Below are 12,752 nucleotides of genomic sequence, written 5' to 3'. Positions count from 1 at the left end.
TTGTCGGAACAAGGACTTGCGAGCAGGGCAATGGTGTGGGCCGAACCCATGGGAACTGCGGGACGGAAAGACAACAACTTCTGGCAGCCCGGAACGGCTGTGGATAACCCGCCAGTTGTTCATCGCGCATCCCCAGGGTTGTGCACAGGCCTGCCCATCAAGATCAAAAGCGCAGATTTGAGCCAGCGACAGCGTCGAACCTAAAGGCCAGACTATGGCACTTGGTGCTACAGTTTGGAGGTCAGGTGAAGAGGGTTTTCAAGACGCGTGCGTTCGATCGATGGGCGAAAAAGTTGATTCCTGATTGCCTGTTGTGTCTGGCTGCCCGGGACATCGAGGCCGGTCGCTTCGAGGCGGATCTGGGCCATGGCTTGTGCAAGAAGCGGATTGCGGTGGCAGGTCGCGGAAAGCGTGGAGGCCTTCGGGCGCTCGTCGCCAAGCGACATGCAGGTGCTGTCTTCTTCGTGGCGGGTCGGGAGAAGAACGAACCTGGATTTGATTTTTCTGATGAGGCGATTGACGTCGCGCTGGCGATTGCAGTTCAGCTGCAAGGCATGAGCTTGGCGGACCTCGCTGCGTCGATCCTTGATGGCCGCTTGAAGGAGATCTGCAATGGCAACTAAGGACCCTGAGAACGCGCGCATCTTGCGCGACTTGCTCGAGTTCGCTGAGGATCTGAATTCCTATGGGCTGATGTCGAAGTCCAGCATGGCAAAAATCAGGTCACTTTGCGTGCCGCCACCGGCGTACACCTGCGAACAGATCGCGGCCATTCGCACTCGTGTGGCGAAGATGAGCCAATCAGTCTTTGCGGCATTCCTGAACGTCAGCGTGTCGACGGTCCAGAAGTGGGAGTCTCCCAAAGCGAACAAGCAACCGACGGGCACCGCGCTCCGTCTCCTGCAACTTGTCGAATCGAAAGGGGTCGAAGCGCTGATCGCTTGAGGTCCACCTTGGCCCACAAATGAAAAAGCCCCGCATTGCGGGGCTTTCGGTCATCTGGGTTGGGCGATCACTTCTTGTTCGTCGTCTCAGCCTTGTCCGGCCAGATGCTCTCCAGCATCTGCGCCAAGCGGGCGCCGCCCTTGATGACGTTCAGACGCGTCTGCTCGAGGCTGCGAGCGTCGTAGCCCGCCGGAGGCGTGGCCAGCCAGCGGGGGCCTCGCAGGCTCTGCTGGCGGGCGCCGAAGCTCATGCCGTCGAACGCATCGCGCGCCCCCAGCAGCGACTCGCTTGCCCACTGCACGGGCCAGTCGTCCGGATTGCCCGTTGAGGGCGGCACGTCCTTGGCCAGTGCGGGCATCGCCGCCAGTTGCTCGGCGCTCAGCCGACCCGGCAGCCCGTCCCAGAAGCTGTGCAGGTTGCCGCCCGGGGTGCCGTCCGGCTTCGGCAGCGTGATGGCGTTCGCGCCCACCGTGTGCGTCTGCGCGTCCGCCCCCTGCGTGTCCGGGTCATACGGCTTGCCGTCCGCGTCCAGGTACAACGAACCCATGTGCAGTGGCTGATGCATGTCGCCAATCGCATGCACGACCAGCGCCAGCGCCTCCCGTTCGTTGAAGTCCATCGGCGGTGTCTGTTTGCCAGTCTTCAGCACCAGGATCGCCGCCTTCAGCGCCGGCACCAGGTCATGATCGCTGGTGCCGATCGCACCGGGGATGTAGCGGCCACGCTGGATGGCGACGTTGGCATAGTGGTACTGCTTGTTGCAGGACTCCTCGCCCGGCTTGGGCTGGCACTGCTCGAAGTTGCGCTTCACGTAGTCGCGCATCCGGGCTTCTTCCTCGGCGTGGTTCTCGAACACCGCGCACTCGGCGAAGCGACCGGTCACGGCGTACTTGAAGTCGTTGCCGGTGTCGATGCCCTTCACGCAGTCGTCCCACACGGCGATGTCACGCAGCGAGACCGGACCGAGGATGCGCTTGACCTCGGTTTCGGCGCGGTGGCCCTTGATCAGCTGGGCGGCGATCTCACCGACGGTGTTGTGGCCGACGGCCCCGAATCCGAAGGCCTGACCGCAACAAACGGCCATCAGCGACAACGCGGCCAGGCCGCGCGCAAACGATTTGGTCATGACAAGAAACCCATGTCGAACGATGCGCCGGCGGCGGCCGGCAGGGGATGGCGGATTGTGCACGGGGCTCCGTGACAGCCTTCAACGGAGATTCCCGCGTGACGGCGCCGGCCGGGCGCATCGCGCAGCGGCGACGCCGGCTTTACCTCCGCTTTACTGCTCTCGCCCTCCCCCGCCCTCCCCCGCCTCTTATGCGGCCAGCGCATGTTGATCCATCAAGCGCTTCGTTCGGCAAATGAGCCCCGCTGCCTAAGCTGATCCCCATCATTTCTGGAGCCCCTCACATGACCATCACCGCAATCAACGTCCGCAACCAGTTCCGCGGCACCATCAAGGAAATCGTCGAAGGTCCGGTCGTTTCGGAAGTCGACGTGCAGACCGCCGGCGGCCTGATCGTCACGTCGGTGATCACGACGCGCTCGGTGAAGGAGCTCAACCTGACCGTCGGCAAGGAAGTCGTCGCGCTGGTGAAGTCCACCGAGGTGTCGATCGCCACCCTGTGAGCCGCTGGCCCGAGTCAAGCAGGAGATCGCCATGGCGCTCTACCCTCTCCGTGCGACACAGCACAACGGCAGCGCCGAGCCGCGCCTGCTGATCATCCCCGGCCTGCACGACAGCGGGCCGGCGCATTGGCAGAGCTGGCTCGAGCAGCAGTACCGCGACGCGCACCGGGTGCGCCAGCGCGATTTCAGCCATCCGGATCTGGAGCGCTGGTCGGAGCGCATCCATGCGCGCATCGACAACGCCGGCCCCGGCGAATGGATCGTCGTGGCGCACAGCTTCGGCTGCCTGGCGCTGGCGCATCACCTGCAGCGTCATCCGGACTCGCCGGTGCGCGAGGCGCTGCTGGTCGCGCCGGCGGAGCCGGACAAGTTCGGCCTGGCGGAGAGCCTGCCGCACCAGCGACTGGGTCGTCCGACGGCACTGATCGCCAGCCAGAACGATCCCTGGATGAGCGCATCGAGCGCGTTGCGCTGGGCCACGCGCTGGGGCAGCAGCTACAGCAACATCGGCCTGGTCGGACACATCAACACGGAGTCCGGCTTCGGTCCGTTCCCGCTGGCCAAGCGTTGGGTCGAGGCCGCCAAGGCCCGTGCCGCGCGAGAGCGCCGGCCCGAGCGCGCCGGCATCCTGGAGTGGTCGTTCTCGGTCTGAGCAAGGCCTGATCCGCGATGAACCGCGGTGAGCCGCGGTCGCAAGACACCCTCCTCCGTGGAATCCCTGTCAGGGGCGCGGGGTCTCGCGCCGGACACGTTCCGAGGCTATGGTGATTCTCCATTCGCGAACGAATCCAGGAGACACCGATGCCCTTCACCATCCGTCTGCACCGCGTCCTGAAAGCACCGCCGGAACGCGTCTATCGCGCCTTCACCGATGCGGCCGCGATGTGCAAATGGCTGCCGCCGCATGGCTTCACCGGCACCATGCATCACATGGATCCGAAGGTCGGCGGCACCTGGCGCATGTCGTTCACCAACCTCTCGGCCGGCGGGTCGCACAGCTTCGGCGGGGAATACCTCGAGCTCGAGCCCGGGAAGAAGCTCCGCTACACGAGCCGTTTCGACGACCCCAATCTGCCCGGCGACATGACGACGACCATCGAGCTGACGGCCGTTTTCTGCGGGACCGAAATGAACGTCACGCAGGAAGGCATCCCCGATGTCATCCCTGCCCAAGCCTGCTATCTGGGCTGGCAGGAGTCGTTGATGCTGCTTGCCCAACTCGTCGAGCCCGATATTCCGAACGGCTGATTCCGGTGTTCATTCCTGGCAGGGGTTGTCAGGCTCTCAGCGTTTTTGTGCGCTGGTTTTTGCGCTTTTTGAGGTCCCTGGACACCGCTTGGCCAAGCGCGGGCTCTCCACGGGGCATGGGGGATCCCTCCTGGACCCCCAAGCCCCATTCCGGCCCCACTCGCACCCGCTGACCTCCCCTTTCTTGGCGACTTCACGGGTGGCGTGGATCGCGGATGTCGGCTTTTCCGGTTTCCTCGAATCGTGGAAGTAAGGAAACAAGGAAGGTCGACGCCTTGTGAGGGTCAGGACCATTGCCTAGCATCGCGCCCATGCGACTTGTTCCCTTGAACCTCCTGCGATCGGCAGCGGCAACGACGTTCGTCGCGCTGGTCACCCTCGCGTCCGCCGCGGACGCCGCACCTCCGACGGATCGCTCCGCCACCGACGAGGTCCAGGTCCGACTGATCAGCGCGTCCTCGCAGGTGGCACCAGGCCAGACGCTGCTACTCGCGCTCGAACAACGCATCGCGCCCCATTGGCACACGTACTGGAAAAATCCCGGCGACTCCGGCCAGCCCACCAGCATCGAATGGACGCTCCCCAAGGGCGCGACCGCCGGCCAGATCCTCTGGCCAGCACCCAAACGCTTCGACGTCGGTCCCATCACCAACTACGGCTACGAGGACCAGGTCCTGTTGTTGACCGAAGTCCGCCTGCCGCAAGACCTGACCCCAGGACAGACGACGACCGTGACCGCCGAAGCCTCCTGGCTCGTCTGCCGCGAGGAATGCATCCCGCAGCAGGCGACGCTCGCGTTGTCGATTCCCATCGGTGCCGCAGCGAAGGACTCAGCGGAAGCGAGCATCTTGTCCGCAGCGCACGCCGCCCTGCCCGGCAAGGCATCGTTCCAGGCCGCTGCCAGATTGGAGGGAAAGGACCTGCTCGTGACGTGGCCCGCGTCGGCCACGCCCGAGGTCAAGCAGGCGCTGTTCATGCCGCAGGACTGGGGTCGCGTGCAGCATGCCGCGAAGCCGCAGCTCGACCGCGTCGGTGATGACTGGCGATTGCGCACGCCGGTCGGTGAAGCACCCGCCCCTGCCGGCAAGCCGTTGAACGGGCTGCTGCTGGTGGATGGCCAGGCATGGGAAGTCAGCCTGCCGGTCAGCGGCACGGCAACGGCGCCGACGACGCCTGCAACGGTCGTGACACCGGTGGAGGCGTCAACGGCGGGCACATCCTCCGCCAGCGGATCCAGCATCAGCCTTTGGGGAGCAATGGGTCTTGCGTTGATCGGCGGTCTGATCCTGAACCTCATGCCCTGCGTGTTCCCGGTGCTGGCGATCAAGGCGTTGGGCTTTCTGCATGGCAATGCCGGCGAGCATCGTCGCCAGGGTCTGGCCTATACCGCGGGCGTGTTGATCGCTTTTGCCGCGCTCGGCGGCGCGCTACTGGCGTTGCGCGGCGCGGGCGGCAGCGTGGGCTGGGGCTTCCAGTTCCACTCGCCACTGTTCGTGCTGTTGCTGGCCTGGCTGATGTTCGTGCTGGGCCTGTCGCTGGCAGGCCAGCTGCAGATCGGTGCGGGTTTCGCGGGCGTGGGACAGGGCCTGGCGAGCAAGCCCGGCCTCTCCGGCAGCTTCTTCACGGGCGTGCTCGCGACGGTGGTCGCGACACCGTGCACGGCGCCGTTCATGGGCGCGGCGATGGCGTATGCGCTGGCGCAACCGGCGGCGGAACTGATGGCCGTCTTCCTGTCGCTCGGACTGGGCCTGGCGTTGCCCTATCTGGCCCTGGCCTGGTGGCCTGCGCTGCAGCGACGCATGCCTCGTCCGGGCGTCTGGATGGACGTGCTCAAGCAGGCGCTTGCATTCCCGATGTTTGCGGCGGCCATCTGGCTGGTGTGGGTGATTGCGCAGCAGGCCGGACCGATGGGTGTGCTGGTGGCGCTCGCGGGCATGGGCCTGTTGGCGCTGGCCGCCTGGATCCGTTCGGTGAGCCGGAATGCGTCGTCGCGCTGGCAATGGACCGGCACGGGCGCAGCCATCGCGTCGCTGGTGGCGGCCGCGGCGCTGTTGCCGATGCTGTCGGCGATCGGCGGCACCGAGTCGCCAGACGCGGCGACATCGGGCGGTCCCCAACGAGCCGCAGCTGCCGATCACGAGCCCTACTCGCCCGAACGTCTGGCCCAGCTGCGCGCGCAAGGCAAGCCGGTGTTCGTGAACCTGACCGCGTCGTGGTGCATCACCTGTCTCGTGAACGAGCGCGTCGCGCTGTCCACCGACGAAGTGCGCGATGCCTTCGAGAAGCAGGGCGTGACCTACCTCAAGGGCGACTGGACCCGTGAGGACCCCCGCATCACCGAGCTGCTGAAGCAGCACGACCGCAGCGGCGTGCCGCTGTACCTGTTCTATCCGGCCGGGACGGGCAGCGGCGCGCAGGTGCTGCCGCAGCTGCTGACGCCCGGCATCGTCACCACGGCCCTGAGGGCTGGCACTTCCTGAGCCGCCGGCCCACGCCGTTCCCGTCCTATCGCCGTTTTCATCCTGGAGACCTCGCCATGAATCACCCGATGACTTCCATGACCTCCTCGTTCCGCGGCGCGCTGTCGCGGCGCGCCGTCCTGGCCGGTGCCGCGATCGCGGCGTCGATGGCCATGACCGGACTGGCGCATGCGCAAGCGCAGATCGACCAGCCCGCGCCCGCCTTCAGCGCGACCACGGCAGACGGCAAGACGGTCACGTTGGACAGCTACAAGGGCAAGACCGTCGTGCTGGAATGGACCAACCACGACTGTCCCTTCGTGAAGAAGCACTACGGCAGCGGCAACATCCCGGCGCTGCAGAAGGAGGCCACCGCGCAAGGCGTCGTGTGGCTGCAGGTGATCTCGTCGGCGCCCGGCCAGCAGGGCCATGTCGACGGCGCGACGGCGACGAAGCTGAACAAGGATCGCGGCGCGGCGCCGACGCAGGTGCTGCTCGATCCGAGCGGCCAGCTGGGCAAGGCCTACGGCGCGCAGACCTCGCCGCACCTGTTCATCGTCAATCCGCAAGGCGTGCTGGTCTACAAGGGCGGCATCGACAGCATCGCGACCGCCAAGGCCGACGACATCGCCAAGGCCGATCCCTACGTGAAGACGGCGCTGGGCGAGCTGGCCGCCGGCAAGAAGATCACGCACGCGAGCACCAAGCCCTACGGCTGTTCGATCAAGTACGGCAGCTGAAGCCGACTGCAGCGGACAGTGCCGCCAGGCGCCAATGAACGAGGGCCGCATCCAGCGGTCCTCGCCGCTTCGTTTCTTGATCGAATCGGTGATCTGCCGCGGGTCCCGTGCCCGCACGCGGACAGCGCCGTGCACGCCACGCCACGAAGCCGGGCGGATCTGTCGCTTTCTTCCGCTTCCTGCCGCGGGCGTCGTCGCCTTGACGGTGGAGGAAGGCTGGCCCGTCGTAGCCAGCCGTTACAGTCCGTGGACAACAGAGAGCGGATGGGATGAAGGACAGACGAGCGTGGGAGGCGACCGACCCAGGTGCCTGGCAGGCCGAGCAGATGCTCCACCAGGGCCGCCGGAGCGAGGTTGTCCGGGTCGGTGATGGCCAAGGCGGCACGGCGCTGCTCAAGCGCCTGCGGGACGCCCGCGCCGATGCCGCCGCCGTGGCCCGGCTGCGCCGCGAGTTCGAGCTGGCCCAGCGCCTCGACCCCGCCTTCATCCTGCGTCCCTCGGCGTGGATCGCGCCTGACGGCCGTCCGGCGCTGCTGCTGCCCGATCTCGGCGCGGAGACCCTGCGACACCGCCTGCGCCGCGGCACGCTGGGCAACGATGCGCTGATCCGCATCGCGCTCGACCTGGTCGAGGCGCTCCAGCACCTGCACGGACAGGGCCTCATCCACCGCAATCTCGGACCCGGCCAGATCGTGCTGCTGCCCGGCGCGGGCCGTGACGCGCGCAAGGTGCTGATCGCGGACCTCGGGCTCGCCGCCGAGATCGAGCGCGAGCGTCCGCTGGTCCAGCGCGCCGAACTGATCGAGGCGTCGCTCGCGACGCTCGCGCCGGAGCTGACCGGTCGCATGAGCCGCGATGTCGACTACCGGGCCGATTTCTACAGCCTCGGTGCCACGCTGCTGGAAGCACTGACTGGCGCGCCGCCATTCGACATCGACGATCCCGCGCGCGCCGTGCATGCGCATCTGGCGCTCGCGGCGCCGATGGCGACGACGCGCAATCACCAGGTCTTCGCGCCGCTGGCGCAGGTCGTCGCGCACTGCCTGCACAAGGAGCCCGAAGGCCGCTACCAGAGCCACCAGGCGCTGCGGCACGACCTGCAGCTCTGCGAGGCGGCGCTGGAGCAGGGCCGCGGGTTGCCGGGCTTCGAGGCCGGACAGGGCGACGCCGCCGTGCGCTTCCAGCCGAGCGGGCGCCTCTACGGTCGCGAGTCGGCGCAGGCGCAACTGGGGCTGGCCTTCGAGGACGCCGCCCAGGGGCAGGCCGGCGGTGCGGGACTGGTGGCCGTGTCGGGCTTCTCCGGCATCGGCAAGACCGCGCTGGTGCTGGCGGCGCAACGCAGCCTGCTCGCGCAGCGCGGGCACTTCGCAGCTGCCAAGTTCAACCAGTACGGCCAGGACCGTCCGTACGGTCCGCTGCTGCACCTGCTGGTCCAGCGCGCCGCGCAGGTGCTGGCGTTGCCCGCGCCTCAGCAGACCGTCTGGCGCGAGCGGCTGCGCGAGCGCCTCGGCGCGAATGCCGCGCTGCTCTCGCAGGCGCTGCCGGAGATGACGCCGTTGCTGGCCCTGGACGCACCGCTGATGCCGGTCGGCCCGGCCGAGGCGGAGAACCGCTTCCTGCGCGCCGTCAGCCAGGGCTTCGCCGCGCTGGCGCGCGAGGGAGAGCCGCAGACGCTGTTCCTCGACGACTGGCAATGGGCCGACCGCGCCTCGCGCCGACTGCTGCGCGAATGCCTGCACGACGCGACCTTGCGCCACACGCTGTTCGTCGTGGCCTATCGCGACAACGAGGTCCCGCCCGGTCATCCGGTCGCACAGGAACTGGCGGAACTGCGTCAGCAACTCGGCGAGCGCTTCATGCCGTTGCGCGTCGGCCCTCTCGGACTCGACGACACGCGCCATCTGCTGGCCGACAGCCTGCGTCGGGATCCGGCCGAGGAGGACGCGGGACTCGACGAGCTCGCGCGCCTCTGCCAGACCCGCACGGCCGGGAATCCGTTCTTCCTTCGCCGGCTGCTGGAGGACCTGGTCCGTCGCGGCCTGATCCATTACGACGCCACCGCGCAGCGCTGGGATCACGCGCTGGAGCGCATCGCGGCCACGCGCACGGCGGACAACGTCGTCGCGCTGATGCTGCAGCAGCTCGAGCGTCTGCCCGACACGACGCGGCAGGCACTGAGCGTGGCGGCGCTGCTGGGCGCAGGCTTCGGGCTCGACAGCCTGGCCACCGCGCTCGATGTCCCGGCCGATCTGCTCGCCACCGATCTGCTGCCGGCGCTGCAGGCGCAGCTGCTGGTGCCGGCGAGCGCGCTGTACCGCTACGCGCCGCAGCTGCAAGGCCATGCCAGCGAGTCGGTCCGTTATGCCTTCGCCCATGACCGCGTGCAGGAGGCGGCCTTGCAGCGCATCGCGGCCGACCAGCGTCCCGCCCTGCAGTTGCGCATCGGCCGGCTGCTGCGCGACGGTCATCGCGCCTTGCATCCGGATGTGCCGCTTCCCTACACGGTGCTGCATCACCTGAACGCGTCGCGCCTGCTGTTGCACGAGGCCCACCACGACGCCGAACGCCAGGCGCTGGCCGGCTTCAACGCCCTGGCGTCCCGGCAGGCGATGGACGCCGCCGCTTTCGAGCCGGCGGCGGATTACGCGGAACTCGCGCTCGAGCTGGCGCTCAACTCGCCGCATCGTGCCGCCTGGCTGCATCACGCGGCGCGGATGGCCTATCTGGCCGGGCGTCCGACCCGCATGGACGCGCTGCTCGAATCGGCGATCGCCGATGCCGAGGACAACGCGCAACGCGCGCGGCTGCTGGAAGTCCGCATGGAGGCCTTCTACGCGCAGGGTCGGCTCGCGGAGACCGTCGACCTCGGACTGGAGCTGTTCCTGCTGCTCGGTGCGGAGCTGCCGCGCGCCGGCGGTCCCGACGCGATGGGGCAGGTCATGCAGCTGCTGGCCGCCCTGCAGCAGGAGATCGCCGCCATCGGCCTGGACACGCTGGCCGAACGCGGACCGATGCGCGACGAGCAGCGGCTGCTGCTGATCTCGATCGCCGCCAAGATGACCGCCGCGGCCTACATCGTCCGGCCGGCGCTGCTGCCGCTGCTGACGCTGTTCCAGGTCCGGCTGATGGTCGACCACGGCCACGTGCCGCAGGCGCTGTCGGCGTACTCGGTGCTGGGCCTGATGTGCGCGGAATTCCTCGGCGACTACCGCTTCGCCCACGACCTGGGCCGCATGTCGACGGCGCTCGTGGAGCGGCACGGCTGGATGCAGGTCTTCGCGCACGCGGGCTTCTCGTTCCACGCCTTCCTCAGCCATTGGGTGCAGGGGCTGCGCGTCAGCATGGACGGCCTGATGCAGACGCATCGCAACGGGCTGGAGTTCGGCAACCTGCGCCATGCGGGCCTCGGCCTGTACGTCCACGACGTGCATGCGCTGCTCTCGGGCATGCCGCTGCCGGCGCTGGAGGATCAGCTGGTCACGCACGGGCAGCGCCTGCGCGCGATGCGCCAGCCGGTCGCGGCGGACTATGAGGACGCGCTGCTCGGACTCGTGCGCGCGTTGCGGCAGCCCCGGTTGCCGGAGGATGGCTTCGAGGGGATGGAGGCGCTCGTGCGGACTTACGGTGAGCGCCAGGACCAGACCGGATTGATGTTCCTGCACGGCTGGCAGGCGGTGCTGCATTTCATCGCCGATCGGCCCGAGCCCGCGCTGCGCCTGGCGCTGGAGGCGCGAACGCGCTTCGCCGCGGGGCGCGGCATGCATGCGCAATCACTGCTGCTCTTCATCGCCGCGTGGGCCGCGCAACGCGTTGCGTTGGCGGGCGGTGCGCGCGATCAGGCGCTCGAGGACGACGCGCTGCGTCGCCTGCAACGCTGGTGCGACGCGGGTCCCGGTCATCTGCACGACCGCATCGCGCTGCTGCTGGCGCAGCAGGCGATGCTGGCGGCCGCGCCGGAGGAAGAGATCGATCGGCTGCTGGCCCAGGCGCTGGCCGCGGCGGAGGGACCGCAGGGAACGCCGCTCGACGTGGCGGCCGTCCTGCGGGCGCAGGTCGACGCGTGGCGAGACCGTGCGCCGGCGCGCGCCGGTCAGGCCCGATGGCGGCTGCAGAAGACCTGGAAGGACTGGGGCATCACGGCGCTCGCGGGCGAGGCGATGTCGCTGCCGGCCGAGGACCGGGACGCTTCGATCGACGCAGGCGCCGAGGGGGGCGAGATCCGAGCGGATGCCGCCGATCTCAGCACGCTGACGAAGGCGGTGCAGGCGATCAGCAGCCAGCCCGATCTGCCGCGCCTGTTGCGCCGCCTGCTGGAGGTCGTCGCCGAGAGCGCCGGCGCGCAGCGCGCGGCGATCGTGCTGGCGAGCGGCACGGCGGGCGCCTCGCGCTGGGTGCTGCAGGCGGAAGCGACGCTCGGCGAGTCGCCGACGCTGCACCTGCTGGAGCAACTGCCGCTGGAGCGCGCGGGCCAGCAACTGCCGCTGACGCTGATGAGCCGCGTGCTGCGCGACGGCCGGCGCGAGTTGATCGTCGACGCGCGCGGCCTGGCGACGATGGAGGACTACTTCCAGCGCCACCCCTCGCCGCCCCGCTCGGTGCTGGCGCTGCCGCTGCTCAAGCAGGGGCAGACGGTGGGCGCGCTGTACCTGGAGAACGCCGCCGCGGCGGGCGTGTTCACCGAGGCGCGCGTGAGCTTCCTGGAGCTGCTGTGCGCCAACGTCGTGAACGCCGTGGACAACGCCCGGCTGGTGGCCGAGCTGCAGGAGCTCAACGCCAACCTCGAGCGCCGCGTGGCGCAGCGCACGCGCGAACTCGCCGACAGCGAGGAGCGCCTGCGCGCGGTGCTGGATCACGCGCCGATCCCGATGGTTGTGACGCGCGAGCACGATGCCCTGATCGTGTACGCGAACGGACCGTCGGCGGCGATCGTGGGACGTCCGCTGGACGACCTCGTCGGCAAGCCGGCGATCAGCTTCTACCGCGAGCCCGGCGAGCGGGACCGCATGCAGGTGAAGTTCAAGGAACAAGGCCGGCTACAGGGCGAGGAGATCTGCCTGCTGGCGGCCGACGGCAGCGAGCTGTGGATGCTGCTGTCGATGGTGCCGGTGGTGTACGACGGCGCGCCGTCGGTGCTGAGCACGCTGGTGGACTTCACCGACCGCAAACGCCTGGAGATCGAGCTGCAGCGGCTGGCGACGACGGACGCGCTGACCGGCGCGGCCAACCGGCGCTGCTTCCTGGAGCATGCCGACGCCGAACTGGCGCGCAGCCGGCGCTACGGGCTGGAGATGTCGCTGGTGATGATGGACGTCGATCACTTCAAGCGCATCAACGACACGCTGGGCCACGCGCGCGGCGACGCCGCGCTGTGCCACCTGGTGCAGCTGTGCGCGCAGATCGTGCGCAAGCAGGACCTGCTGGGCCGGCTCGGCGGCGAGGAATTCGGACTGCTGCTGCCCCAGACCTCGCTGGAGGACGCGACGCACCTGGTGGAGCGCCTGCGGCATCACATCGAGATCAGCGGGCTGGCGCTGCAACCGGGCTCGCCGCTGGCGTCGCTCACGGCCAGCTTCGGCGTGACGGCGCTGCGACCGGAGGATCTGCGGGTGGAGGAGCTGCTCGGTCGTGCCGACCAGGCGCTGTATCGCGCGAAGGACGGCGGTCGCAACCGCGTCGAGCGGCAGTCCTGAGCGTCACCGGGGCCACGCGCGGCGGCGTCGGGCCTGTCGGC

General features: G+C 68.6%; 9 protein-coding genes. 8 read left to right on the top strand and 1 reads right to left on the bottom strand.

Annotation, left to right across the window (positions count from 1 at the left end; translation table 11 throughout):
- Positions 1-245: 245 nt before the first annotated feature.
- A complete protein-coding gene (locus AC07PR_RS26920; RefSeq protein ID WP_495137110.1) occupies positions 246-623 on the top strand; it encodes a type II toxin-antitoxin system RelE/ParE family toxin in 378 nt (125 codons plus the stop codon).
- A complete protein-coding gene (locus AC07PR_RS26915; protein WP_483108310.1) occupies positions 613-945 on the top strand; it encodes a helix-turn-helix domain-containing protein in 333 nt (110 codons plus the stop codon). The genes AC07PR_RS26920 and AC07PR_RS26915 overlap by 11 nt, the downstream gene beginning before the upstream one ends.
- A gap of 67 nt (positions 946-1,012) precedes the next feature.
- On the opposite strand, the gene AC07PR_RS26910 is transcribed toward AC07PR_RS26915, so the two are convergent.
- Positions 1,013-2,071: a S1/P1 nuclease gene (locus AC07PR_RS26910; RefSeq protein ID WP_495137109.1), complete on the bottom strand. Its 1,059-nt coding sequence runs from the start codon at positions 2,069-2,071 to the stop codon at positions 1,013-1,015.
- A gap of 284 nt (positions 2,072-2,355) precedes the next feature.
- Between AC07PR_RS26910 and AC07PR_RS26905 the strand changes: the two genes are divergently transcribed.
- The 6 genes from AC07PR_RS26905 (at position 2,356) to AC07PR_RS26880 (ending at position 12,711) form a co-directional block, all read left to right on the top strand.
- Positions 2,356-2,574, top strand: a complete 219-nt coding sequence (locus tag AC07PR_RS26905) for a TOBE domain-containing protein (RefSeq protein ID WP_377158865.1) — start codon at positions 2,356-2,358, stop codon at positions 2,572-2,574.
- A 31-nt stretch (positions 2,575-2,605) separates the two neighbouring features.
- Positions 2,606-3,226: an RBBP9/YdeN family alpha/beta hydrolase gene (locus AC07PR_RS26900; protein ID WP_377158868.1), complete on the top strand. Its 621-nt coding sequence runs from the start codon at positions 2,606-2,608 to the stop codon at positions 3,224-3,226.
- Positions 3,227-3,375: 149 nt separating this feature from the next.
- The gene (locus AC07PR_RS26895; protein WP_495137108.1) at positions 3,376-3,822 is read left to right on the top strand and encodes an SRPBCC family protein; all 447 of its coding nucleotides are present in this window, start codon (positions 3,376-3,378) and stop codon (positions 3,820-3,822) included.
- Positions 3,823-4,133: 311 nt separating this feature from the next.
- Complete coding sequence (locus tag AC07PR_RS26890; RefSeq protein ID WP_495137107.1) at positions 4,134-6,302, top strand: protein-disulfide reductase DsbD family protein; 2,169 nt, start codon at positions 4,134-4,136, stop codon at positions 6,300-6,302.
- Positions 6,303-6,370: 68 nt separating this feature from the next.
- Positions 6,371-7,021 carry a redoxin domain-containing protein gene (locus AC07PR_RS26885; protein ID WP_495137106.1) on the top strand — a complete coding sequence of 217 codons (651 nt, stop codon included), beginning with the start codon at positions 6,371-6,373 and terminating at the stop codon, positions 7,019-7,021.
- A gap of 269 nt (positions 7,022-7,290) precedes the next feature.
- Positions 7,291-12,711 carry a diguanylate cyclase gene (locus AC07PR_RS26880; RefSeq protein WP_495137105.1) on the top strand — a complete coding sequence of 1,807 codons (5,421 nt, stop codon included), beginning with the start codon at positions 7,291-7,293 and terminating at the stop codon, positions 12,709-12,711.
- The last annotated feature ends 41 nt before the right edge of the window (positions 12,712-12,752 follow it).

This window comes from Roseateles sp. GW821-FHT09H11 (assembly GCF_059415845.1).
Note: the sequence above shows the minus strand (reverse complement) of the source record. Positions and strands in the feature narration are given on the sequence as shown.